This window comes from Cytobacillus sp. NCCP-133, from assembly GCF_026011715.1.
Lineage (GTDB): Bacteria > Bacillota > Bacilli > Bacillales > Cytobacillaceae > Cytobacillus.
The window spans coordinates 1-22,958 of sequence record NZ_BRVM01000013.1 but is presented as its reverse complement, the minus strand read 5'-3'; the positions used below and the strand labels follow the sequence as shown (position 1 = coordinate 22,958).

26 protein-coding genes and 1 pseudogene are annotated in these 22,958 nt (G+C 38.9%); 18 read left to right on the top strand and 9 right to left on the bottom strand.

Annotated features, from left to right (window positions below):
* Positions 1 to 150: 150 nt before the first annotated feature.
* A pseudogene (locus NCCP133_RS21990) lies at positions 151 to 333 on the top strand (Rdx family protein); the annotation flags it as partial.
* Positions 334 to 441: 108 nt separating this feature from the next.
* On the opposite strand, the gene NCCP133_RS14930 reads toward NCCP133_RS21990, so the two are convergent.
* Positions 442 to 840, bottom strand: coding sequence for an Hsp20/alpha crystallin family protein (locus NCCP133_RS14930; protein ID WP_264805854.1), 399 nt, complete (start codon positions 838 to 840; stop codon positions 442 to 444).
* 96 nt (positions 841 to 936) lie between these two features.
* Here NCCP133_RS14930 and selA point away from each other — a divergent pair, with 96 nt between their 5' ends.
* On the top strand, positions 937 to 2,340 hold the full coding sequence (selA, locus tag NCCP133_RS14925; RefSeq protein ID WP_264805853.1) for an L-seryl-tRNA(Sec) selenium transferase: 1,404 nt from the start codon (positions 937 to 939) through the stop codon (positions 2,338 to 2,340).
* A gap of 53 nt (positions 2,341 to 2,393) precedes the next feature.
* Here the strand turns inward: selA and NCCP133_RS14920 are convergent, their stop codons facing one another.
* Positions 2,394 to 2,537, bottom strand: a complete 144-nt coding sequence (locus NCCP133_RS14920; RefSeq protein WP_264805852.1) for a small acid-soluble spore protein P — start codon at positions 2,535 to 2,537, stop codon at positions 2,394 to 2,396.
* 199 nt (positions 2,538 to 2,736) lie between these two features.
* Here NCCP133_RS14920 and NCCP133_RS14915 point away from each other — a divergent pair, with 199 nt between their 5' ends.
* The gene (locus NCCP133_RS14915) at positions 2,737 to 2,994 is read left to right on the top strand and encodes a hypothetical protein (protein WP_264805851.1); all 258 of its coding nucleotides are present in this window, start codon (positions 2,737 to 2,739) and stop codon (positions 2,992 to 2,994) included.
* 58 nt (positions 2,995 to 3,052) lie between these two features.
* Here the strand turns inward: NCCP133_RS14915 and sspO are convergent, their stop codons facing one another.
* A complete protein-coding gene (gene sspO / locus NCCP133_RS14910) occupies positions 3,053 to 3,202 on the bottom strand; it encodes a small acid-soluble spore protein O (RefSeq protein WP_264805850.1) in 150 nt (49 codons plus the stop codon).
* A 353-nt stretch (positions 3,203 to 3,555) separates the two neighbouring features.
* Between sspO and acnA the strand changes: the two genes are divergently transcribed.
* The 9 genes from acnA (at position 3,556) to NCCP133_RS14865 (ending at position 11,801) form a co-directional block, all read left to right on the top strand.
* The gene (gene acnA / locus NCCP133_RS14905; RefSeq protein WP_264805849.1) at positions 3,556 to 6,264 is read left to right on the top strand and encodes an aconitate hydratase AcnA; all 2,709 of its coding nucleotides are present in this window, start codon (positions 3,556 to 3,558) and stop codon (positions 6,262 to 6,264) included.
* 111 nt (positions 6,265 to 6,375) lie between these two features.
* Positions 6,376 to 6,792: a hypothetical protein gene (locus NCCP133_RS14900; protein ID WP_264805848.1), complete on the top strand. Its 417-nt coding sequence runs from the start codon at positions 6,376 to 6,378 to the stop codon at positions 6,790 to 6,792.
* A gap of 62 nt (positions 6,793 to 6,854) precedes the next feature.
* Complete coding sequence (locus NCCP133_RS14895) at positions 6,855 to 7,373, top strand: peroxiredoxin family protein (protein ID WP_264805847.1); 519 nt, start codon at positions 6,855 to 6,857, stop codon at positions 7,371 to 7,373.
* Between the two features lie 433 nt (positions 7,374 to 7,806).
* On the top strand, positions 7,807 to 7,938 hold the full coding sequence (locus NCCP133_RS14890; RefSeq protein ID WP_264805846.1) for an FbpB family small basic protein: 132 nt from the start codon (positions 7,807 to 7,809) through the stop codon (positions 7,936 to 7,938).
* A gap of 63 nt (positions 7,939 to 8,001) precedes the next feature.
* Entirely contained in the window at positions 8,002 to 8,145 is a 144-nt protein-coding gene (locus NCCP133_RS14885) for an acid-soluble spore protein N (protein WP_264805845.1), read from the top strand.
* Between the two features lie 146 nt (positions 8,146 to 8,291).
* Positions 8,292 to 8,537, top strand: coding sequence for a small acid-soluble spore protein Tlp (tlp, locus tag NCCP133_RS14880; RefSeq protein WP_264805844.1), 246 nt, complete (start codon positions 8,292 to 8,294; stop codon positions 8,535 to 8,537).
* A 130-nt stretch (positions 8,538 to 8,667) separates the two neighbouring features.
* Complete coding sequence (locus NCCP133_RS14875) at positions 8,668 to 10,983, top strand: AAA family ATPase (RefSeq protein ID WP_264805843.1); 2,316 nt, start codon at positions 8,668 to 8,670, stop codon at positions 10,981 to 10,983.
* Between the two features lie 2 nt (positions 10,984 to 10,985).
* Positions 10,986 to 11,423 carry an acyl-CoA thioesterase gene (locus NCCP133_RS14870; protein ID WP_264805841.1) on the top strand — a complete coding sequence of 146 codons (438 nt, stop codon included), beginning with the start codon at positions 10,986 to 10,988 and terminating at the stop codon, positions 11,421 to 11,423.
* Positions 11,424 to 11,462: 39 nt separating this feature from the next.
* Positions 11,463 to 11,801 carry a hypothetical protein gene (locus NCCP133_RS14865; RefSeq protein WP_264805840.1) on the top strand — a complete coding sequence of 113 codons (339 nt, stop codon included), beginning with the start codon at positions 11,463 to 11,465 and terminating at the stop codon, positions 11,799 to 11,801.
* A 288-nt stretch (positions 11,802 to 12,089) separates the two neighbouring features.
* Here the strand turns inward: NCCP133_RS14865 and NCCP133_RS14860 are convergent, their stop codons facing one another.
* Positions 12,090 to 12,395, bottom strand: coding sequence for a HesB/YadR/YfhF family protein (locus NCCP133_RS14860; protein WP_264805839.1), 306 nt, complete (start codon positions 12,393 to 12,395; stop codon positions 12,090 to 12,092).
* Positions 12,396 to 12,513: 118 nt separating this feature from the next.
* Here NCCP133_RS14860 and NCCP133_RS14855 point away from each other — a divergent pair, with 118 nt between their 5' ends.
* Entirely contained in the window at positions 12,514 to 12,774 is a 261-nt protein-coding gene (locus NCCP133_RS14855; RefSeq protein ID WP_264805838.1) for a hypothetical protein, read from the top strand.
* 140 nt (positions 12,775 to 12,914) lie between these two features.
* On the opposite strand, the gene NCCP133_RS14850 is transcribed toward NCCP133_RS14855, so the two are convergent.
* Both NCCP133_RS14850 and NCCP133_RS14845 read right to left on the bottom strand, forming a co-directional pair.
* Positions 12,915 to 13,739: a CPBP family intramembrane glutamic endopeptidase gene (locus NCCP133_RS14850; RefSeq protein WP_264805837.1), complete on the bottom strand. Its 825-nt coding sequence runs from the start codon at positions 13,737 to 13,739 to the stop codon at positions 12,915 to 12,917.
* A gap of 67 nt (positions 13,740 to 13,806) precedes the next feature.
* Positions 13,807 to 14,967 (bottom strand): CapA family protein, encoded by a 1,161-nt coding sequence (locus NCCP133_RS14845; RefSeq protein ID WP_264805836.1) that lies wholly within the window; start codon positions 14,965 to 14,967, stop codon positions 13,807 to 13,809.
* Between the two features lie 177 nt (positions 14,968 to 15,144).
* Between NCCP133_RS14845 and NCCP133_RS14840 the strand changes: the two genes are divergently transcribed.
* On the top strand, positions 15,145 to 15,309 hold the full coding sequence (locus NCCP133_RS14840) for a hypothetical protein (RefSeq protein WP_264805835.1): 165 nt from the start codon (positions 15,145 to 15,147) through the stop codon (positions 15,307 to 15,309).
* Positions 15,310 to 15,492: 183 nt separating this feature from the next.
* On the opposite strand, the gene NCCP133_RS14835 is transcribed toward NCCP133_RS14840, so the two are convergent.
* Both NCCP133_RS14835 and NCCP133_RS14830 read right to left on the bottom strand, forming a co-directional pair.
* Positions 15,493 to 15,687 carry a hypothetical protein gene (locus NCCP133_RS14835; protein WP_264805834.1) on the bottom strand — a complete coding sequence of 65 codons (195 nt, stop codon included), beginning with the start codon at positions 15,685 to 15,687 and terminating at the stop codon, positions 15,493 to 15,495.
* Between the two features lie 94 nt (positions 15,688 to 15,781).
* Positions 15,782 to 16,882 (bottom strand): ATP-binding protein, encoded by a 1,101-nt coding sequence (locus NCCP133_RS14830; protein ID WP_264805833.1) that lies wholly within the window; start codon positions 16,880 to 16,882, stop codon positions 15,782 to 15,784.
* Between the two features lie 276 nt (positions 16,883 to 17,158).
* Between NCCP133_RS14830 and NCCP133_RS14825 the strand changes: the two genes are divergently transcribed.
* A complete protein-coding gene (locus NCCP133_RS14825; RefSeq protein ID WP_264805832.1) occupies positions 17,159 to 17,995 on the top strand; it encodes an STAS domain-containing protein in 837 nt (278 codons plus the stop codon).
* Positions 17,996 to 18,037: 42 nt separating this feature from the next.
* Here the strand turns inward: NCCP133_RS14825 and plsY are convergent, their stop codons facing one another.
* A complete protein-coding gene (gene plsY, locus NCCP133_RS14820; RefSeq protein ID WP_264805831.1) occupies positions 18,038 to 18,637 on the bottom strand; it encodes a glycerol-3-phosphate 1-O-acyltransferase PlsY in 600 nt (199 codons plus the stop codon).
* A gap of 205 nt (positions 18,638 to 18,842) precedes the next feature.
* On the opposite strand from plsY, the gene NCCP133_RS14815 reads away from it, so the two are divergent.
* The 3 genes from NCCP133_RS14815 (at position 18,843) to NCCP133_RS14805 (ending at position 22,613) form a co-directional block, all read left to right on the top strand.
* A complete protein-coding gene (locus NCCP133_RS14815) occupies positions 18,843 to 19,166 on the top strand; it encodes a DUF3243 domain-containing protein (protein WP_264805830.1) in 324 nt (107 codons plus the stop codon).
* A 137-nt stretch (positions 19,167 to 19,303) separates the two neighbouring features.
* On the top strand, positions 19,304 to 20,746 hold the full coding sequence (locus NCCP133_RS14810; protein WP_264805829.1) for a phospholipase D family protein: 1,443 nt from the start codon (positions 19,304 to 19,306) through the stop codon (positions 20,744 to 20,746).
* Between the two features lie 145 nt (positions 20,747 to 20,891).
* The gene (locus NCCP133_RS14805) at positions 20,892 to 22,613 is read left to right on the top strand and encodes a glycosyl hydrolase family 18 protein (protein WP_264805828.1); all 1,722 of its coding nucleotides are present in this window, start codon (positions 20,892 to 20,894) and stop codon (positions 22,611 to 22,613) included.
* Positions 22,614 to 22,958: the final 345 nt, after the last annotated feature.

Here is a 22,958-nt window from a genome sequence, read left to right as displayed (position 1 = left end):
ATGGCAAGAAGGGAGGAACAATTTGCAGTCAGCTAGAGATTGTACTAAAATGTGAGTATATTTACATTCTAGAATATTACATTTGGGGGAGTTAGTATGAAACCTTACGAAGTTACCATTGAATTTTGCATGATGTGAAACTATGCACCAAAAGCCGCGAGTTTCGCGGAAGAACTATTTACACATTTCCGTTCCGATATCTTAAAAATGGAGCTTATTCCGAGTTCGGGCGGAGCGTTTGAATTGACGGTTAATGGAGAAAAGCTTTATTCCAAATTGAATACGGGCGTTTTTCCGAAGTCCAAGGATATTATTGAAAAAATGCAAGAATAATTTGAAACCTTCTCCATATAGGGGAAGGTTTATTAATAGGCAAGTGAACGATATTAATATTATGTAAACTTATGAGCAGAAATCAGGCATACTCTAACTCAGTTTTAATCAAGGGATCGTTATATATCTATTACAGCCAGGCCCAGCTTCATTCTTGGCTATAAAAATCTCCAATATTCCGTTTGAAAAGGCGGCCCCTACCTTTTTGTCAATGACTGGAAAAGGAAGTTCTACCTTTCTTATGCAGGGTTGGCCACTATTTTCTGTGGGCAGTTCTTTTTTTTGAGCTTTTATAATCACCTTATTATCCTTCAAGGAAACGGTTACATCTTTTGGTACACAGCCGATTAATAGCGCTTCAACAATTATTTCTGTCTCTGTTTCAAATAGATCAATCCGAAAGGTAAACTGATCCATATAGGATGTATGAGGATCAAGGAAAAACTTTTCCATCCATTCCTCCATTTCACTTAAATTAAATGGGTGCTTATCTTCTTTCTTGTCCACTTCATTACCCCCTTGCTTTGTTCTTTCTATAGTATTCATTCCTTGCTAATAAGTGAAAAGTGGTATAATAATCAGGCTAGAGCTGGAGGGATTGCTTTGAAAAATAAACTTAGAGAAATACCGCCCGTTCATGAATTGCAAAAAGAGGAGCAATTCAATGAGCTGATGGCTGTGAATGGACTTGATTTCATACATACAACAAACATATTAAAGGAAATTATTGCAGGCATTAGGCAGACTATCCTGGATGGACAGTGGGAAGGTGACTCTCCTGGTACGAAGGAATTTACAGACAAGCTCTTTCATTTGGCGGAGGAAAAAATCCGCAGCCGTTATGGGTACACGCTAAAAAGAGTTATCAATGCTACAGGAACCATCCTGCATACCAATCTTGGGCGAGCAAGATTAAGCAGCAGGGCTTGTGCCCATATGCTTGAAACTGCCATGAATTATTCCAATTTGGAGTATAAGTTGAGTGAGGGAGAGCGCGGTTCGAGGCATAGTCATGTAGAAGGGCTTATCAAAGAACTGGCTGATGCAGAAGCCGCCATGGTTGTTAATAACAACGCTGCTGCAGTTTATTTTATATTAAAAGCTTTGGCAACTGATCGGGAAGTGATCGTCTCGAGAGGACAGCTTGTAGAAATCGGGGGATCATTTAGGGTGTCGAGCATTATGGCAGAGAGCGGGGCAAGGCTTGCTGAAGTGGGAACCACAAATAAGACCCATATATCAGATTATGAAAAAGCAATAAATGATAAAACTGCGATGATTTTAAAAGTGCATACAAGTAATTTTAAAATTATTGGATTTACAAAAGAAGTTGGTACACAGGAACTTGCATCGCTATCTAGAGAGCGGGATGTCATTTTTTATGAAGACCTTGGCAGCGGAGCGCTTTTTGATTTTGCAAGTAAAGGAATCGGCGACGAGCCTGTTGTGAGAAAGGTTATTGAAATGGGAGCAGATCTTGTTTCATTCAGCGGAGATAAGCTGTTGGGCGGACCGCAGGCCGGTATTATTGCCGGCAAAAAGGAATTGATTGATAAGCTGAAAAAACATCAGCTAGCCAGAGTGCTTCGTGTTGATAAAATGACGCTTGCAGCTCTTGAAGGTACTCTTATTGACTACTTAAAAGGGGAAGATGGCGTGAAAAACATACCTGTAGTCCGGGATGTTTTGACGGCTGGCAAAGAACTGAAACAGAGAACGGAAAGTTTCCTTCGTAAATTGGAATCAGCCTCTAAAAATTATGATATGTCCATGAAAGAAAGTGTCGGACAGGTAGGCGGCGGAACCATGCCAGATGTGCAGCTTCCTTCATGGATTGTAGTTTTAAAACATAAGAAATATTCCGCTGAGTATGTAGGAAGGCAGTTAAGAACAGGATTTACTCCTGCTGTTATTGTCAGAATCCAAAAGGAGGAAATCTTAGTTGATTTGCGGACAGTAACAGAAGAAGAAGAGGTTGTCATCATTCATTCATTTGCCGCTATCTAAACTAAAGCAATGATGGCAGCTGCCGCTAAGAACGGCAGCTGTTTTAACTATTGTTACATATTATGATGGGAATTATGCTTTTGCCTGGTATGGTTGCGGTTTTTCACTTTTTTTGATCCGCTTAAAGGCTCAGGCTGCCCTTCATTATGTCCCTTAGTTGCATTTTTGCGCATATCTTTTCCATTATTTTTATTCATTTGATTTCCCTCCTCCTGAATGAAGAATAAGGTGTGTTCCACCTTAACTTCTTTTGTTAGTTTGGCTTGTTTCTGGTGGAAAATCACCTTGCAAAATGTGGCTGGAATTGAACATTTGCTTCTGTAATAGATTGCGGAATATTTTTGTCAGCTATTGCGCAATTTAATGGTACAAATTTTAATGAGGAGTGAGGAAGGTATGCCATACCATAAAGATAAACAGCAGGCATTTCAGGCAGCACAGCAGGGAATGGAGGACGCTCAAGAGCTATATGCTGAGATTGTAAAAGATTCAGCAAGCTATGGTCATCAGCTTAAACATCTTAAGCAGGAAGTAAATGAAGCATTTGCCCAAATCGAAAATGCGCTTGAGGTTGCTTCTGAGCATCAGCGAGCACAGCTTGTGCGTTTCCAGCAGGACCTAAAGTCAATGGTGGATGATGTGAATCAATACTAAATAAATAAGTGGAACCCCGGCATTTTCATAGAGCCGGGGTATTTTTTGTGTGATTACTTTATTGATTCTTCTTCCGCTTTTTATTATTTTGTTTCTGAGCAACAGTTAAAGATTCATTCGATAATTCCTCATTGTAGCCAGCACCCATGCCTTGCCCCTTTGCTGCATTCATACCCTCAATAATATGGTTTGCTTTTCGTTTAGCCAAAATTAATCACCTCCATATAGATATTTTTCCTTGTGAAGTGACAAAATATGATAGATTTCAACAGAGGAAGGAAATACATTTTGTTTTTTCAGCATAATAACTATAATGACGTTATATAATCATCTAATTGAAAAACGCTTTCAATTAGGGCTTTTGAAAGGCTTATGGAGCAGAAATAAAATTTAATATAAGTAAAACTTATCAGAAACAATAACTTTCTTGTTATTTACTTATATAAAAGGTTGTATTAATATAGAAGCTGTGAGAAAAGTGAGGATGGACTAAAATTCAAACTTTTCGACAATTACCTATCACTTGGTATATGATGTTTAATGAAAGAGGGGGTAATACATATGGCAAAGAATGATGTGTTCAATTCCCGCAAATCCTTTGATCTAGACGGGAAGCGCTATCATTACTATCACTTAGGCGCTCTAGAAGAAGCTGGAGTAGGTAATGTTTCCAAACTGCCTTATTCCATTAAGGTTTTATTGGAATCGGTACTTCGTCAATATGACGGTCGTGTAATTACAAAAGAGCATGTTGAAAACTTAGCAAAATGGGGAACATCCGAAGTTAAAGAGGTTGACGTTCCTTTTAAACCTTCACGCGTCATTCTGCAGGACTTCACTGGAGTACCAGCAGTAGTTGACTTGGCTTCATTGCGCAAAGCAATGGCAGACATGGGTGGCGACCCGGACAAAATCAATCCTGAGAAGCCGGTTGATCTTGTTATCGACCACTCTGTACAGGTTGATAAATATGGAACTCCAGATTCGCTTGAAGCGAACATGGAACTTGAATTCGAGCGTAATGCTGAGCGTTACCAGTTCTTAAGCTGGGCTCAAAAGGCATTTAACAATTACCGTGCGGTTCCGCCGGCAACAGGTATCGTTCACCAGGTTAACCTTGAGTTCTTGGCAAATGTCGTTCACGCCCTTGAAACAACTGAAGGCGATTTCGAAACATTCCCGGATACACTTGTTGGTACCGACTCCCATACAACAATGATCAACGGAATCGGCGTTCTTGGTTGGGGTGTAGGCGGTATTGAAGCTGAAGCAGGTATGCTAGGACAGCCTTCATACTTCCCTGTACCTGAAGTTGTAGGGGTTAAGCTTACTGGCGAGCTTCCTAACGGAACAACTGCTACTGACCTTGCATTGAAGGTAACTCAAGTACTTCGCAGCCAGGGAGTAGTTGGCAAATTCGTTGAATTTTTCGGTTCTGGTGTGACACAGCTGCCACTTGCAGACCGTGCAACCATTGCTAATATGGCTCCAGAATACGGTGCTACTTGCGGATTCTTCCCTGTTGATGCAGAAGCCCTTGATTACATGCGCCTAACTGGACGCCCGGAAGAACAAATCAAAATTGTTGAAAAATACTGCAAAGAAAATGGAATGTTCTTTGATCCATCTCTAGAGCCAGTATATACAAATGTAGTTGAAATCAATCTTTCCGAAATTGAAGCGAACCTTTCAGGTCCAAAGCGTCCGCAGGATTTAATTCCGCTTTCTCAAATGAAAAAGGAATTCAATGATGCTATCACAGCTCCTCAAGGCAACCAGGGCTTCGGTTTAGGCAAGAAAGAAATCGATAAAGAAGTCACTGTTGAATTCGCAAATGGAGATTCAACTAGAATGAAAACGGGTGCAGTTGCCATTGCAGCGATTACTAGCTGTACAAACACCTCAAACCCTTACGTTTTAGTTGGAGCCGGTTTAGTTGCGAAAAAAGCAGTTGAACTTGGAATGGAAGTTCCTAAGTTTGTAAAAACCTCTTTGGCTCCTGGTTCAAAAGTTGTTACTGGCTACCTGCGTGATTCAGGCCTTCTTCCTTTCATGGAGCAGCTTGGATTCAACCTTGTAGGATATGGCTGTACAACATGTATCGGTAACTCTGGTCCATTAAGAGAAGAAATCGAAAAAGCTGTAGCTGAAAGCGATCTCCTAATAACATCAGTTCTTTCTGGTAACCGTAACTTTGAAGGCCGTATCCATCCGCTTGTGAAAGCAAACTACCTTGCGTCTCCGCCATTAGTAGTTGCTTATGCATTGGCTGGAACTGTTGATATCGATCTTCAAAAGGAACCGATCGGCAAGGATAAGAATGGAAATGATGTATTCTTTAATGATATCTGGCCATCTACTGCTGAAGTGAATGAAGTGGTTAAGCAGACTGTTACACCTGAATTGTTCCGTAAAGAATATGAACATGTGTTTGATGACAATGCTCGCTGGAACCAAATTCAAACTAGCAATGAGCCATTATATTCATTTGATGATAATTCAACTTATATCCAGAATCCGCCATTCTTTGAGGGCTTAACACCTAATGCTGATGAAGTTAGACCTTTATCAGGATTGCGTGTTGTCGGCAAGTTTGGTGATTCTGTTACAACTGACCATATTTCCCCGGCAGGTGCAATTGGAAAAGATACACCAGCAGGAAAATATCTTCGCGAGAACGGTGTTGAGCCACGCGACTTCAACTCTTATGGATCCCGCCGCGGAAACCATGAAGTTATGATGCGCGGTACATTTGCAAACATCCGTATCCGCAATCAGATCGCTCCAGGAACAGAAGGCGGATTCACTACCTACTGGCCTACCGGAGAAGTTACTTCCATCTATGATGCTTGCATGCAGTACAAAGAAGACGGAACAGGACTAGTAATTCTTGCCGGCAAAGACTATGGAATGGGATCTTCCCGTGACTGGGCTGCAAAAGGTACGAATTTACTTGGAATTAAGACAGTTATTGCTGAAAGCTATGAGCGGATTCACCGTTCCAACCTTGTTCTAATGGGAGTGCTTCCGCTCCAGTTCAAGGAAGGCGAAGGCGCTGAAGCTCTTGGCTTAACTGGTAAAGAAACAATCGACGTACAAATCGACGAAAACGTAAGACCTCGTGACTTTGTAAAAGTTACAGCTACAGATGAAGATGGTAGCAAGACTACTTTTGAAGCACTTGTTCGTTTCGACTCTGAAGTTGAAATTGATTACTACCGTCACGGCGGAATTCTGCAAATGGTTCTTCGTGATAAGTTGGCAAATTAATTGCTTTGATAAAAACCGCCATGTGATTCACACCACATGGCGGTTTTTTATTTTACAAAAGATACGGGATTAGGTATCTTAGCTTTAGATGAGTTTTTGGAGGGCTAACAAATGGGCGCTTTTATGCTGGGACCATTATTAATCAAATATGAATGGGTTCTAATTTTGCTGGCTGGCATTGTATCTTATATTGCAATAAGCTTGTCGTTCAGTAAAACCCGAGAATTTAAAAAAGATTTTTTGAATGAGATCACAAATGGAGTTTTAATTGGATTTTTTTCATATAAGTTTAGTTCCATCCTCTTTCAGACAGAAAATGTAATGAGTAATCCAATTGCGATTCTCTATATCTCCGGAGGAACAAAAGGGGTGATTTTAGGCATTATTCTGGCTATGAGCTATGTCGGATGGAGAATTCAAAAATACACTTATTGGTTCAAAAGCTGGATAAGCGGAATTGTTTACGGAACTGTCACATTTATGCTCGCTTTTTGGCTTTTCAGAACCTTATTTATTTTAGTATTTTAGGTTACAATACAAACAATAAAGCAAAAGGCTGTTTAGCCTCGTGAGCTGGAGGGACTGTCAGCATGTTTAGGAAGATGTTTTTTGCAGCAACGGTATTGTTTGTATTAATCACAGCAGCCATTGTTCAGGCGGAGAAAAAGGAGCCTCAGAGCGAACCTGTTAATCAAACTGGTTTAGGGATTGGACTAAAAGCACCTGATTTTGAATTAAAAAATCTAGAGGGTGAAACAGTAAAGCTTTCCGATTATAAAGGAAAGAAAATAATGCTGAATTTCTGGGCAACATGGTGTCCCCCTTGCAAGGCTGAAATGCCGGATATCCAAAAGTTTTATACAGAAAAAGGGAATAAAATTGTCATTTTGGCTGTTAACATCGATCCACAGTATGATGTTGAAGGCTTTGCCAAAGAAATGCGCGTGAACTTTCCGATTTTGCTTGATGAGGATGAAAAAGCAGTTAAGGCTTATCAAATCTTAACCATTCCCACAACTTTTTTTATCGATGAACAGGGTATTATAAGGAATAAATACTTGAGTGCCATGTCTATAGATATGATGAGACAGTATATAGATGAAATGTAAGGTGAAAGCATCTGCTGTGAGCAGGTGCTTTTTAGTTTAGTTAAGTTTGCTGCTTTCTAACCAAGTTCGACCATTGAGTAAATTGGAGCGAGAGCCTGTAGCGCAAATTAAACACTAAGATTATTAGCTAAGCATCAAGAAAAGAGCCTTATTAATATCCTTGCTTTATGATTAAGCTGCTTCGGTTCCTGGTTTTAAAGGGAGTAAAAAGGGGAAACGTTTAGTAAGGCAAGCATCACGATTATTTTTCTGAATATTTTTTTAAATGGCATCTTTTTATAAAGCATATAAAGCATATAAGGCATATAAAGCATATAAAGCAATGGAAATCTTTCACTTGTAGTGGATTAAATTTTCAAAAAGTTGTAATAATTTGAACGGTTTTTGGACATAATGACTGTTACAATGTTGTTAAAGGAAGGTGAATGTTCTTATGAGAAAACCTAGAAAACGCTCCTTTGCTGATTTAGTGTTAGAAAACAAGCGTCAATTGCTTAGAGATCAAGCTGCCATGGAAAAAATAGAAGAACGCATAGAGAAAAAGCATCTAAATAAGGCAGAATAGCAGTACTTCCCATTCATGAAACCCTATTCATGGGACCATACTTAAAATGAGGAGGGATTTAAAATGGGAAACCCGAAAAAACACCCAGAGCATTTTGTTCCAAACCATATTGGTACACAATCACACGGATTTGGCGGCAATAAAGGTAAGAAAATGCAGGACACATCCGGCCAGCATCCGCAAGTTATCCAAACAAAAGGTGAATAAAAAGGATTTTTGCCTGCCGCAAAAATGCGGCAGGTTTTATTTATAAAAATTCTTCAGGCAAGAGACCCACACTTTTCCGCCGATAATTTTTCCGCTCTTTCACAAACTAATTTTGTACCATCACTCACCTAAGGGAGGAACTTATCATGGCACATAACAAACCAAATCCTGATGACCGCAGCGATAATGTAGAAAAGCTTCAATCAATGATTGTCCATACCATTGAAAACATGGACGAAGCGGAAGAGTCAATGAAGTTTGCAAATGCCGAGGACCTTGCCAGAATAGAAGCGAAAAACGAGCGCCGCCGAGAAAGTATTGCATCTTTCCGTTCCGAGGTAAAAGATGAATACCAGGCACAGCAAAATGGGTACAAAAGCGATAATGACTAAATCATAAGAATTCCGAAAGACCTAATCTTTGTGATTAGGTCTTTTCTTTCGAATTAAAAGCGCATTCTTATAGAATAATGAGGAAATATGATAAGATAAGTTGTGGAAACTAAGAAGAGAAGTGATGAAAATGGCGCAGCAAGTAAGGTACGAAAAACCAACAGACATTCAGATTCAGAAATGGAAAAAAGAAGTTGATCATAAAGGGTACATACAGAACGAAGCAGAATTGCTTTATTTTATCAAGTATTTAAATGAACAAGATGAGCCAAAGCTTCTGTCTGAATTATTAACTTTGGCAGCTCTTTCAAGATGCAATAAAATAAATGGAGACCACCTTGGAACTGCCTGGCTTCAAAAAGCGGTCAATTTGGATCCGGAAAATAATATTGCCGCTGCCCAATTGGGAAAATCAGAATGGAAAAATAAAGTGAATATTCTGGATTCGCTAACATTCCCTCCAATCCGGGAAACGGATAACAGGGCAGCTAAAAAGAAAACGGCAGAACAATTCATTGAAATCTGCCGAAGCTTTATAAACAAGGCAGACGATGAGCTTGAGGATCTTCAAAAGAAAAATAGGGCTTATCAGGACCCTGAATATCAGAAGCTTGAAGAACTGCTTGAAGAAGCAATTGCAGAAACAGCTTTGCTGTTAAAGGCTTCTGAAGAATATGAACAATCCATATCAGGCGTTTTTCATACATCTACCTATTACACTGATATGAAAAAACACTTAAATGTTATTACCAGGCTAAAAGATGATTGGAAAAAAGTTTTTAAAGCTGAACAAGAAGAAACGCTACTTAAGAAAAACCCGCTGGATGAGCTGAATGAAATGGTTGGATTAAAGACTGTCAAGAGCAGAGTCCATGATTTTTACCGTTTTTTAAAATATCAAAATGCACGAAAATCGCTTGGCTTTCAAACAAAAGATGAACTAAGCCTTAATATGATTCTGACAGGCAACCCCGGGACAGGCAAAACAACAATTGCCCGGCTTTTGGCCAAAATTTATCATAGCCTTGGCGTCTTGCCGCGGGAAGAAGTAATTGAGGCTGACCGCTCCCAGCTTGTAGGCGGGTTTGTTGGACAGACTGAAGAAAATGTCAGGGCTGCCGTTGAAAAAGCAATAGGGGGAGTTCTCTTTATCGATGAAGCCTATAGTCTAAAACGTGAAGGACAGACTGGCAGCGATTATGGGCAGACTGCAATTGATACGCTCGTTTCACTTATGACGGGAACGGAATATGGCGGTAAGTTCGCGGTTATCATGGCTGGTTATCCGGAAGAGATGAGACAGTTTCTTGATAGCAACCCCGGGCTTCGCAGCCGTTTTCCTGAATCAAACTTTATCTCACTGCCAGATTACTCAAATGAGGAGCTCCTTCTTATTGCAGAAAAGCTGGCAGAAGATAATGACTATGTCCTTACTGACGGTGCCAAACAGGAGTTAACGAAACGGATTGAAAAAGAGCGGGTTGATGACACTTTCGGCAATGCCAGGACGGTACGAAATATTGTTCTGGATGCCATTTTTAAAAAAGGCTCCCAGTCAAAAATAAATCAGAATATCATGGCATACACACTTTTAGAAAAAGAAGATTTTGAAATCGAAGAAGAGGACAAACAGATCAATCCCCATGAACAGCTTGACAAGTTAATTGGTCTCGAAACCGTTAAAACCGAAGTCAAGAACCTTGTTTCGTTTGTAAAAATGCAGCAAATACGCCGAGAAAAAGATCTTCCTGTTGTTCCTATTCAACTGCACTCATTATTTACCGGTAATCCGGGGACGGGGAAAACAACTGTTGCAAAAATTTATGCAGAACTTCTGAAGGATTGCGGATTTCTAAAAAGAGGCCATCTTATGGTCTCAAGCAGGGCAGATTTTGTTGCTGGTTATGTTGGCCAAACCGCCCTTAAAACAAAGAAAAAAATACGTGAAGCATTAGGCGGAGTGCTATTTATTGATGAAGCGTATTCGCTTTTATCCCAAATGGCAGGTGACTTTGGAAAAGAAGTGATTGATACCTTGGTAGATGAAATGACAAAACATAATGAAAACCTAGTAGTTGTATTGGCTGGCTATCCAAATGAAATGGAGAAACTGTTGAATAGCAATCCAGGGCTGAAATCCCGTTTTAAGAAATTTTTCCTCTTTAAGGATTATACAGTAAGTGAGCTCTTGGAAATCATTGTTTCCTATTCAGGTCAGTACGAATACACACTAACCGATGAAGCACGTGATTTTCTGATGGAAACTCTTTTGGAAATGGACCTAAACGGAAACGGCCGTTTTGCTGCAAATCTTGCGGACGAAGCGATGCAGGCACAGGCAATGAGAATCGTTCCATTACTTGACGTCGCTAAAGTTGACCGGGTTAGCATTTTGGAGAGAGAGGACTTCGAAACAGCATTAAAAAAAGCGAATAAAGGAGAATAGACATGCTCGTATCAAAAAAAGAAGTTGAAGTCAGATATGCAGAAACAGACCAAATGGGCGTTGTTTATCATGCAAATTACCTAGTTTGGATGGAACTTGGCCGAACACAAATCATTAAAGATTTGGGGTTTAGTTATGCAGAAATGGAAATAGATGGAATTATTTCTCCTGTTCTGGATATACAGGCATCTTACAAAAAGCCGCTTCGTTACGGTCAAACCGCTATGATTAAGACTTGGATTGAAGAATATGATGGTTTCCGGGTAAGTTATGGCTATGAAATTTATAACAGCGAGAGTGAGCTTGCAGTAACAGGTTTTTCTAAACATGTTTGTGTCAAAAAGGATTCATTTAGACCTATATCCATTAAAAAGAAGTATCCTAATTGGCATGAAGCATATGAAAAAGCCAAGAAGCAGCCTGAAGAAGCGATCAGTTAATTTCAGTTTGCTCCTTGTTTAAGAGGGTGAATTAGGAATATGGCATTTGGTCTTCGAAAAGCGGATATTCGTGAATGGAAAATGAAAATAGATCAGGGTGAAATTGCCTTTTTAACACATTTTTGGATTGATGATCGATTTCCTGGCTGCAATACAGTTACAAAAGTCGGCTGTTCCGACCTGAATAAATTGATTGCTTGGGGAAAAATACACAATCTGAAGCCAGAATGGATCGATTTTAGAAATGATGGCTATTCACACTTCGATTTAGTGGGGGAACGGCAAAAAAAAATTTTGAAAAAGGAAAATTTGCTAGGTCAATTAAGGCGGCTTCAAGGAGTTGGGGTCAATGGACAGCACCAGGAGGATAACGAATAATAGAACTTGAAATCTCAGTTAGGAGCTGGAATGTAAAAAAAAGACTTTGAGAGATCCAAAACTATTCTGAGCAAGTCTAGTGAACAGCAGGGTGAACGCTGCCGAGAAGCCAATTCAGTTTGAAAAGTTTGAAGCACAGCAAAAAGTTTTTGGCTAGCTAAAAAAGAATGCAGACTAAAGACTAAGCCTGCTTCCTTTCTTGATCTAAAATTTTGAACGTTGATTCCTATCTGGCTCTGCAAGGAACGCTTCCGATAGCTTAATTTTCGCACAACAAAAAGCATTAGTTTAACAGTGCTTTTCTTGTTTATCATAGTTAAAAACTGGCTCCTGCGCTTTTTCATTAAAATCAACATATAAATCATGATTATCGAAATACCAAAGATCTTTCTCTTCTATAAAGTAGGTAATTCCGTTTTTTTCTGACAATACACCTGCATTGTGAGGCTGTTCATTAGAAACGCCTAGTGAAAAGCCCTGCTGGACTGTGCTGCAGCCGCCATAACGTGCAAAAAAGCGGACATAGTCACCCTTGTTTAAGAGCATTTCTTCTTGGTACCATGCGGCGGCTTCATCTTTAATATGTATTTTCATTTTGAAAATCCTCCTCTTGGGTGATAGTAATATTATAGGCTAGTTTTTTTAGGAGTGCGAGTAATTGAATTATTTAGCCAATTTAATTTGACTTAAATTCATTAGTAGAGGTGATATTATGACTTCATATCGGCTTTTCAACATTTTAGGCGCTATCCTATTTGGGGGAATAGCCCTTCAGATGTTCATCCAAACCAGCGGTTCAAAGAAACTCACGGAGGCAGGAATCTTTGTTGCTGTTTCTGCACTGTTATATTTTATCCTTGTTTTTATTTTTCATAAAAACAGAAATCTTTTTGTTCCGTTAATGGCTGTATTGTTTGTGCTTTCTACAGGAATGATTTTTCTTCAGGTTTTGATCTTTGGAGGAGCACACTAAGATGTAAGAAAAGCTCAAGACACCTTGACCACCCCCGACAAGCACAAGGCCTGGAGCTAGGCAGTTCTCTAAGTTCAAAAGGATATAAATTCTTATATTATAAAAAAAGAGCACTCGCCAAAAAACATGCGAGTGCTCCTTTAATAGCCTGGAAAGGGGATGGAACCAGACAAAATCATTAAAGTATTGAGCGCGAAATGCCATAGTAAGGCAGGAAACATGCTGCCTGATTTGACAGTTATGGCTCCATAGAAAATTCCACCTGCAGCAAATAAAAGACAAGCCGCAAGTGAGTAGCCAAGCATCAAATGGGAAAAACCAAAAGCAATCCCGGTTAATATCACTGAGGCTTTTTCTCCTGCCAAATCAGCTGCTCCAGTTAATAAGATTCCTCGCCATATCACCTCTTCCATAAATGCATTTACCGCTGAAAACCCAATCAGGAATAGATAAAAGTTCGTGCTGCTAAATGGGTTTCCACTTGAAAATATCTGTGGACCTAATATGGCAAAATTTATTAAAACGGCTGCAAATAAAAACTTTTTAACAGTAATTGAATGAAAACCCCTCCAAATAAAAGGAAAATAAATGCGGCCATTCCAATCTGTCTTTTGCAAAAAGCGGTTGGGGATCTTATTAAATTTCCTAGATACATAAACCATAAGCAAAATAGGCATGATTAGGAAGAAACGGTTAAGTATTAATAAAACAAAGGCTTGAAATGGCAGTTCATCCAGCAGCCTGTCTCCATATAGAAACAGTAAATTTCCAGATAAATAGGCGGCAATGATCCAGGAAAATACTCGCTCCTCCTTTGATATGAATACCAAGATAAGAATCAGCCCAAAGGATAAAATAAAAGCGAAAGTAAATAGTTTATATTGAAACAGCAAAACAACAGACAGAAAAACGCCCAGCTGCAAATAAGCAAATTCTTTGTTAGAGGCAGTTTGGCTTTTCACCATATCTCCTCCTATTCCTGCCGATTATTTTACCATTTTTTATATGATAAAAGCCTCGTATCATGGCGCTTTAATGGAGATTTTTCAGCATATGCTCCTGAATTTCTTTAAACTTTGCATCCGCATTCTGAAGTCCGAAGCTGCCAGCTTCTTGTAAGGGGACAATCCTATAACCTGTTAAATGCTTATTGCTTACATAAGTTGGAGAGAAACCAGGATTGGAGAGTTCAACTCTCACTCCATTTTGATTGATATATTTGGTTACATCTACAGTTGCAAGGCCCCCAATATCCTTATAATCACGCATTTGTCCGGATAGGAAATTTCCAAGAGAATATACAATTAGGGCTTTCCGGCCATCCACTGCTTCAATCCATTCCATTGGCTGCAGGACATGCGGGTGGTGCCCAAATATGATATCAACACCTTCATTTACAAGATCCTTTGCCAGCTCTTTTTGATCATCAGTAGGAAGAAGCTGGTACTCATTTCCCCAATGCAGACTCATTACAACCACGTCGGCTTCATTCCTTGCCCGTTGAATGTCGTGCTGCATTGCAGGCTTATCAATTAAATTAACAAGATATTCTTTTTCTTTTGGGATTGGAATGCCATTTGTACCATATGTATAGGAAAGATAAGCTACTTTAATGCCGTTTGTGTTCATGATTTTTAGAGTATCACGTTCGCTTTTCGACCTGCTTGTTCCTACATGAGGCAATCCAATTTTGTCCATATAGTCGAGAGAAGCTATCAGTCCTCTTTCGCCCTTATCCAGAGAATGATTATTTGCAGTTGAGACAATATCAACTTCAGCATGAATTAGAGCATTTCCAACTTCCTGGGGACTGTTAAACATCGGATAACTGGAGATGCCAATTGCTGTTCCGCCTAAAATCGTCTCTTGATTAGCAAGAAGAAGGTCGGGTTTGACAAGTATGGGTTTAATGTGGCTGAACATCGGGCTGAAATCATAACCAGTTTTCGTTTTGGCATCATTATAAATCCAGTCATGAATCAGGATGTCTCCGATTGCTCCAAGGGTAGCCTGCTCTCTGAACTCTTTGTTTCCCACTAGAGTTTCTCGGGATTGATAGTGTAATTGAGCTGATTTCTTGATTGCAGCGGCAGCGTTATCTTCCGCAAGCGTTTTAAAAACAAAGAAGGAAGAGACCAATACTAAAGCTGTACAGAACAAGCTGGTAAAAAGAAGCGATTTTCTAATACTCATTTTTATTAATCCCCTTAAAGCTAAGTATTAAATTATAAAATTATTGATAATTCTAATATAATACAAATTTAACGATTTTTCCTTATATTTTTACAATTTACTTATCTATGCCAATGCCTGTCGTTTCTTTTTTCTTTTATAGGGTAAAATAAGGGAAAATCAATATAGGGGGCTTCAATGATTAAAATGACAGACAATGCAGTGAATGTTATTACCAAGGCCATTCAAAATGAGAAAAAGGATCAGCCCATTGACAGACGAATTGTATCTTCGTCTGTCAATGGGCATTGGCTGAGGGAATCCGCAATTAAAGCTGTCTCTGGAGGGGCAGCCATTAAGTAATGATGAAGTTATGGAAATGGAAGGGGTTCATGTACTGATCCATGAACGTGATAAAGTTTATTTTCAAAACACAAAGCTGGATTTCGTACAAGATGCATTAGGCAGTGGACGATTTCAATTGCGAAAGCTTTAAAGTACGCAGAGCTCCATTCATTAAAAGCGGTGCCTAATGTGGCATCGCTTTTAATGTGTCTCTAATTCTTCGACAAAATCAATTAGTTCATCAAAACCTTTCAAGACTTTTAGAGGGGAAACATTGCATTCCATTTCAGGAGAAAATTCAAATAGCTCAACCAAAAAGCTTTCTTTCCCTGCAGATTCGGTGACAGAAGTGGTAAAGATATACCATGGTTTTTTTGCTATTTGTGTATTTTTCATTAAATCCACCTTCCGCTAAATGTATCTATCTACATTTAGTTTACTATCTAGTGGTGAAGAATTTTCATTATTTTTTGAATATTTTATGACAATATTACTTGGCATTGGTTTTAGATAGCGGGAGTTCAATCTTGAAAATAGTGCCGGCATCCGGCTGGGAATTGATAAGAATGCAGCCTTCATGCGCTTCGATAATTTTTTTGCAAACCATTAGCCCTATGCCTGTTCCTTTTTCTTTTGTGGTGAAAAAAGGGGTGAATAACTGATCAAGTGTTTCCTGTGCCATACCTGGGCCATTATCTCCTACGATAATAATGGATTTTGAATGCTTAACTTCTGATTTAATTTGAATGCAGCTCTGTGGTCTTTTGTTATACTGAAGGGCTTCCAAAGCATTCTTTATTATATTCACTAATACCTGTTTTATCTGTTTGCTATCGCCTGCAACATACGGATCGGCATTGCTAAGTTCGATGGAAAGATCAATATTTTGGAGACGGGCCTCACTATCAAACAAAATGGCCATTTCTTTTATGATCTTGTTGATCGCGATATCCGTTTTTATATTTTTTGCCGGTTTTGCTGTATTGAGAAATTCATAAATAATCTCATTAGCTCGATTGATTTCTCCTAAAGCGATGTCCGCATATTGCTCTTTACCAATTTCAAATAAATACGGTTTTAATAGTTGAATAAATCCTTTTACAGTTGTTAATGGATTTCTGATTTCATGTGCAATGCCAGCGGCAAGCTGATCTACATTTGCCATATAATCAGATGCGAGAGAGGCTTCATGAATTTCTATTGCTGTTCTTTCAATATACTTCTTTTTCTCCATTAGCTGCAGATTATTTTGAAAAAGCTTTTTATCAAGCTGGGCAGCCGTTTTCTTGGTTTCATCATCTTCGATAGAAAGGGGAAAACAGAATAGATGAAAGCGGTTAACTTCAGCTGCTGCCAGATAAACCCGGTGTGGGTTGTAATCGTCCTCAATTTTTATATTAAAAACACCATTCCCCTTATCATTTAATAGATTAGTAAAGAATTCCCTTTCATCAGAAGACAATAAATCAGTAAATAACCGACCAGATAAGTGATCATGATCATCTAAAGAGGCAGTAAGAATCTCATATTTGTCAGTTATCAAAAAATATGGAAAAGGCAGCTTTTCACACAGGGTCTCAGTTAAAACCATTCTTATACCATCCTTACTTTAAGTTTTTGGCTGATGAAGATTTTTAGCGAAAGTTTATCAATCTCTTAATGTGGTAAGTAAAAAGTAATTATCAGCCCTAAATTAATGTATGGCGAATGAAAACAGGTTATGTCTTTTTATGTAATAAAAAAATGAAGTGGTTTAAAAGGATAAACTCGATTCCTGATAGATCGTGGATATAGTTATTTGTGATTAGCATGAAATTTACGAAAACTCAGAATCAACAAAACGATATAATATTGAAGGAGAAACGATATGACAGGAAGAGAAAAACTTAAGGAATATCTGCTTTATAATAGCGATATGATTATTCAAAAATGGCTATCAATCAGTCGGGGAGAAGATGATTTATCTAAATATTCGAGCCGTATGCCGCAAAACATTATAAATGAATTAATTGCTTCAAACTATGAACTCATTAAAGGAATTGCTGCCAGTCTATCAGATGAACAAGATAAAAATCTGCAATTGTGGAGCAGGGAAGCAGGCGAGAAAAGAGCAAGACTAGATATCGGGATTACTAGTTCCATTTCACAATTTAATGGATTCAGGGATATCGTTTGGGATTTCCTTGAACGATTTTTCAGTGAAAATGAAATTGGCACATCAGAGGCTTTAAAGCTTGGAAGAAAGGTCGATAAAACCCTGGATGGATTGACAGAAGGCTTTTTAACTTCTTATCATGCTTATACAATTAAAAGGATGCGCGCCCAACAGGAAATGATTGATGATTTAAGTACACCGATCATTACAATAATTGATGGAATTGCTGTGCTTCCTTTAATTGGGGATATTGACACCCATAGGGCAAAAAAACTTATGGAGCACTCGTTAAGAGAATGCAGCGGGAAAGAGGTAAGCTGTTTAATTATCGATTTGTCAGGTGTTTTAGTGGTAGACACAATGGTTGCTCATGAATTGTTTAAAGTCATTGAGGCGCTTGAACTTACTGGGGTAAAGGCAACTTTGACAGGCATGAGGCCGGAGCTTGCACATACAGTTGTTTCGCTAGGAATCCATTTTGATCATGTAAAGATGTACAACAACCTAATGCAAGCTTTAAAAAATTTTGGAATCACCAGAGTAAGTTAAATAGAATAGAAAAAGCAGCAGAAAAAAATTCTGCTGCTTTATTTATGTCATTTTGTTTTTGCCAAGCCATTTTATTTTTGGCTCTGTCTTGTCTTTAATACGTCTAATATTTGCTTTATGCCGATAAATGACAAAGAAACCAAGAATAGAAACAACAATGATCAGAGGAATATCCCATAAAATAAGTGCGTAAATGATAGAGGCTAAAGCAGCCAAAATAGAAGACAGGGATACATACTTCGTTGTGTATAGGCTTAAAAAGAAAACGCCAAGAATAATAAGAAACATAAGAGGCACATAGGCCAAAAGTACGCCACCTGAAGTAGCAACTGCTTTACCTCCCCGGAAACCTGCAAAAAGTGGATACATGTGTCCAACAACGGCAAACACCCCGGCCATTAACGGGTGCATATCCGATCCAAAGAAAAAAGGAAGGGCTGCAGCAAGAGTACCTTTCAAAATGTCTGATATGGTAACGGCCATACCTGCCTTTACACCCAGGGTCCGAAATGTATTGGTTCCTCCTAAGTTTCCGCTCCCATGCTCCCGTATATCCACTCCATAAAAAGCTTTTCCGACAATTAAACCGGAAGGAATGGAGCCAAGCAAATAGGCTGAAATGATAATAATGCCATAAATCATGAAAACTCTCCTTCACACATTCTTCGTTACTATATTGTACCATGCCACCAAACATGCATACCATGTCCAATTGAAAAGTTATCCATATATTTTTCTAAACTGCATTTTAAACCTGTTAAACTATCTCTGTTTTGTTTGATATTAATTAATGCGGGTATTTTTAGTATTGTCACAGCAATCAAATCAATTAAGGAGAGATGCAGAAATGGAACAACATATGAATAATACAAATGGCCAAGCAGAAAATGTAGAACAAAAGCTTAAAAATATGGGAAGCGAAAAAAAAGAAGAAATCCTTTCAAATTTTGATGAGTTTAAAGAATACCTCAGCGGCAAAGTATCAATGGGCAAAAAAATGGGGATGGGCGAAGAACAGCTTGCTAATACAGCGCAAAAAGCGGGGGACTACTTAGCTTCAAAAGAAGAACCTCGCAACCGTGAAGAGAAGCTTCTGCAGGAGCTCTGGAAAGTTGGGACTGAGGAAGAAAAGCATAAGCTTTCACATATGCTTGTCAAACTGGTAGGATAATGGATTAAATAAATTGTCAAAAAGGCATAGGGGCTAATAAAGCCTCTGTGCCTTTTATATTGCTGTGGAAGCATGGAAACGTTTATAAAAGTCAAAAATGGTCTATATATAGGTATCTAATTTTAGGGGGAGTTCTAGTGAGAAGAGTTCAGGAATTTATAAAAAAAAAAATGGTATGGATCCCCATATTAAGCCTGGTTCTTATATTAACTGCGACGATTATCTATCAAACCAACAAAGCTTTGCCGGACGGCCTTTCTTATGAGGGAGATATTTATTCAGTCGAAAACGTCCAATTTTTATTTGATCTAAATTTCGAAAACAAAGATGGCAAGAGGGTCAATGAGCAGTTGATTTTTCCGCGAATTATAGAAGCGATTGGCGAAGCAGAAGACTTTATTGTAATGGACATGTTTTTATTTAATAGCTATCATGACGGAGATAAAAAGTATCCAGACATTAGCGGTGAATTAACCGATGCACTAATAGCTCAAAAAAAGGATAATCCCGATATGGAAATAACCGTTATTACAGACCGCATCAATAGTACATATGGTTCACATAGTGTTCCCGAACTTGAGCAGCTTAAAGAGAATGGAATTATAGTTGTCTTTACTGCACTTATACCTTTAAGAGATTCAAATCCAATTTATTCAGCCTTCTGGAGGGTATTTCTACAATGGTTCGGCCAAGGGGGAGAAGGATGGCTGCCTAATCCGTTAGCCAAAAATGCCCCTGATGTTACATTCAGATCTTATCTGGACTTGATGAATATCAAAGCAAATCATCGAAAAGTTTTTGTAACTGAAAAAAAAGGAATTATCACGTCTGGGAATCCTCATAACGCCAGCGGATTCCATTCAAATATCGCGTTTGAGGTCAACGGGCCCATATTAGCTGACATAGTCAAGACAGAGCAGGCAGTTGTGGATTATTCTGCATCACGCAAATTACCTTCAGTGAAACCTGGGGCTAAAGGAAGCAACAGTTCTATAAAGGCTCAAGTGCTGACAGAAGGAAAAATTTATAAACACGTTATCAAAGAGATTAACCAAGCGAATAAAGGTCAGACGATCTGGCTTGGGATGTTTTATCTTGCAGATCGTGAAGTGGTAAATGCTTTAAAAGAAGCTGCCGATCGTGCTGTGAAAGTTAAGATGATTCTTGATCCCAACCAGAACGCTTTTGGATCAGAAAAGGCGGGCCTACCCAATATACCTGTTGCAGCAGAATTTGATAAACTTGGGAATGAGAATATTAGCATCCGCTGGTATAACACAGGTTTTGAACAGTACCATCCAAAGCTAATGTATATAACAGGCAAGGAAAACAGCGTAATCATCGCTGGTTCTGCCAATTTTACGAGAAGAAATTTAGATGACTTGAATTTAGAAACAAATTTAAAAATTTATGGACCTGAGGACTCGGAAGTCATGCGGGATGTTGATGGGTATTTCCAAAAGCTTTGGGAAAATAAAGGGGCCATTTATACTCATGATTATCAAACAAATGAAAAGCTCCCGGCTTTAAAATATATAATCTACAGGCTACAGAAGCTAACTCAGTTTACAACTTATTAAATTTAGTTGTATTTACCTGAAACTTTTCTTACACTTCTTTCGTTTTAAAAGAGGGTAAGAGATTTAGAATGAATAGCATAAAAATAAAATATCCCTTCCCATTTTCTGAGCATTTGGATACGATGATTTTAGGGGAGGATCTCACATGTCAAATATTGAAACAATCCAGAGAAAGCTTCCGGCAAAAAAATTCATTTTTGCGGGGCTTTTGTTTGCTTTTATACTGGTTTTTTCAAATGTAATTATGCTGTTGTACCCTTTTGCTTCAAAAGAGCATATTTCTTATTTTAAAGGCGAACACCCCATATTATTTTTGGGCAAGCAGCAAGGGAATGCCTTAAAAGAGGAAGAAACAATTTACTTACCGCTTTCATTTATGCGTGAGTTCATAGATGAAACGATTACTTTTGACGTAAAATCTCAATCTATTATAATTACAACGAGAAATAATGTTTTGCAGATGCCGTGTGAATCTCTTACATATTATATGAATGAAAAGCCAGTAGAGCTAAAATATAGTCCTGTCATACAAAAAGGGGAAGAGAAATATCTGGCAGTTGAACCGCTAATCTCCTATTATCCCATTACTTATTCAGTTCTGTCTGATACAGGTGCTATATGGGTCCAAAAAGATGGGGAAGAAATGAAGTATGGAGAAGTGGCTGAAAAAGAGATAAATAAAGAATTGCTTCGTCTTCGTTCGGACGCAAGCTTAAAGGCCCCTTATACAGCTTCCGTTTCACCTAAAGAAAGGATCAGTATTGAAGATGTTAAAGGGGATTACTATTTTGTCAGAAAAGAAGACGGTACGGCAGGATATATTAAAAACGTATATATTCAAGAAGGAAAGACAGAGCATATCACAGTCAACATTAATGAAGAGGTGAATCCTGTGCCAAAAATAGAAGGGCCGATCCAGCTCACCTGGGAAGCTGTTTATTCACACAATCCCTTACCTATACAGATACCAAAAATGCCTGGTGTCAATGTGATTTCGCCAACATGGTTTGAACTCTCGGGAGAGGATGGGTCCATTAATAATCGAGGCTCAATCGAATTTTCAAAATGGGCACAGAAGCAAGGCCTCCAAATTTGGGGCTTGTTCTCCAATGCGTTCGATCCGGTCTTGACCCATGAAGCCTTCCAATCATTCGAAACAAGGAAGAAGATGATTCGACAGCTGCTGCACTTTAGCAAGCTGTATGAATTAAACGGCATTAATCTTGATATCGAAAATGTAAACCCGGAAGATGGACCTATGATTACCCAATTTGTTCGCGAGGCGACACCTTACTTTCATGAGGCAGGATTAATTGTTTCAATGGATATTACATTCATTTCATCAAGCGGGAATTGGTCTGCATTTTATGAACGGGACAAACTTTCCGAAGCAGCAGATTATATGGTTGTAATGGCTTATGATGAGCATTGGGCCAGTTCACCAGTAGCAGGAAGTGTCGCAAGTCTGCCCTGGGTGGAGGGAAATCTGAAAGAGCTGCTGAAGGTAGTACCCAATGAGAAATTGATATTGGGAGTGCCTTTCTATACAAGGTTATGGGCCCAAAAAGATAACGGGGAAATTTCATCAAAAGCCCTATCCATGAGCAATGTTAAAAAATGGCTTAGTGACAAAAAAATTAATCCTGTATATGACCAGAAAAGCGGACAAAATTATGCCGAATATTATTCTGAGGAAGAAAAAATCACCTACAAACTGTGGCTCGAAGACGAATTATCGCTGAGTAAACGTTCTGATCTGGCAAGAAAGTATAAGCTTTCAGGAGTTGCAAGCTGGAGCCGGTTTTTTGCGGATGAAACAGCATGGACGGCTTTGTCTTTGGACAAGGGGGAAGTAACTAAAAAGTAGAATGGCCGGGGCGTGCTCCCGGCCTTATTTTTGTAATATCAGAATTTATATCCTTTTGAACTTGGATAACTGTCTAGCTCCAGGCGCCTACCCCCTCAAGGTCACAAGCTTGTCTAGTTGCGGCTCCTAGGGACTCGGGGTCATAAGCCGATTCCTTCCAGAAGGAAAGAACACCTTCTTACAGGGCTTGACTTATGAGGCCCCCAGGACGGGGGTTATGCAGGCGTTTGCCACAGGACGTGGCGCTTTTAGTCTGCGTTCCTTCGTGGTCAAGGCGCCTTGCGCTTTTTCTGTGAAAATAAATAAACTTGGGATCACCCTGTGTTATGAGAGTGGGGTTAACTT

Bases quoted from the DNA above. Each gene is read 5' to 3' on its own strand.
- NCCP133_RS14875 (WP_264805843.1), top strand. From the start codon at position 8,668: ATGGCGCAGCAAGTAAGGTACGAAAAACCAACAGACATTCAGATTCAG.
- NCCP133_RS14815 (WP_264805830.1), top strand. From the start codon at position 18,843: ATGGAACAACATATGAATAATACAAATGGCCAAGCAGAAAATGTAGAA.
- plsY (WP_264805831.1), bottom strand. From the start codon at position 18,637: ATGATTTATGGCATTATTATCATTTCAGCCTATTTGCTTGGCTCCATT.
- NCCP133_RS14850 (WP_264805837.1), bottom strand. From the start codon at position 13,739: ATGGTGAAAAGCCAAACTGCCTCTAACAAAGAATTTGCTTATTTGCAG.
- NCCP133_RS14885 (WP_264805845.1), top strand. From the start codon at position 8,002: ATGGGAAACCCGAAAAAACACCCAGAGCATTTTGTTCCAAACCATATT.
- NCCP133_RS14805 (WP_264805828.1), top strand. From the start codon at position 20,892: ATGTCAAATATTGAAACAATCCAGAGAAAGCTTCCGGCAAAAAAATTC.
- NCCP133_RS14860 (WP_264805839.1), bottom strand. From the start codon at position 12,395: ATGAAAATACATATTAAAGATGAAGCCGCCGCATGGTACCAAGAAGAA.
- tlp (WP_264805844.1), top strand. From the start codon at position 8,292: ATGGCACATAACAAACCAAATCCTGATGACCGCAGCGATAATGTAGAA.
- NCCP133_RS14895 (WP_264805847.1), top strand. From the start codon at position 6,855: ATGTTTAGGAAGATGTTTTTTGCAGCAACGGTATTGTTTGTATTAATC.
- NCCP133_RS14830 (WP_264805833.1), bottom strand. From the start codon at position 16,882: ATGGTTTTAACTGAGACCCTGTGTGAAAAGCTGCCTTTTCCATATTTT.
- NCCP133_RS14840 (WP_264805835.1), top strand. From the start codon at position 15,145: ATGATTAAAATGACAGACAATGCAGTGAATGTTATTACCAAGGCCATT.
- NCCP133_RS14845 (WP_264805836.1), bottom strand. From the start codon at position 14,967: ATGAGTATTAGAAAATCGCTTCTTTTTACCAGCTTGTTCTGTACAGCT.
- NCCP133_RS14890 (WP_264805846.1), top strand. From the start codon at position 7,807: ATGAGAAAACCTAGAAAACGCTCCTTTGCTGATTTAGTGTTAGAAAAC.
- NCCP133_RS14825 (WP_264805832.1), top strand. From the start codon at position 17,159: ATGACAGGAAGAGAAAAACTTAAGGAATATCTGCTTTATAATAGCGAT.
- NCCP133_RS14915 (WP_264805851.1), top strand. From the start codon at position 2,737: ATGCCATACCATAAAGATAAACAGCAGGCATTTCAGGCAGCACAGCAG.
- acnA (WP_264805849.1), top strand. From the start codon at position 3,556: ATGGCAAAGAATGATGTGTTCAATTCCCGCAAATCCTTTGATCTAGAC.
- NCCP133_RS14855 (WP_264805838.1), top strand. From the start codon at position 12,514: ATGACTTCATATCGGCTTTTCAACATTTTAGGCGCTATCCTATTTGGG.
- NCCP133_RS14900 (WP_264805848.1), top strand. From the start codon at position 6,376: ATGGGCGCTTTTATGCTGGGACCATTATTAATCAAATATGAATGGGTT.
- NCCP133_RS14920 (WP_264805852.1), bottom strand. From the start codon at position 2,537: ATGAATAAAAATAATGGAAAAGATATGCGCAAAAATGCAACTAAGGGA.
- NCCP133_RS14870 (WP_264805841.1), top strand. From the start codon at position 10,986: ATGCTCGTATCAAAAAAAGAAGTTGAAGTCAGATATGCAGAAACAGAC.
- NCCP133_RS14835 (WP_264805834.1), bottom strand. From the start codon at position 15,687: ATGAAAAATACACAAATAGCAAAAAAACCATGGTATATCTTTACCACT.
- NCCP133_RS14865 (WP_264805840.1), top strand. From the start codon at position 11,463: ATGGCATTTGGTCTTCGAAAAGCGGATATTCGTGAATGGAAAATGAAA.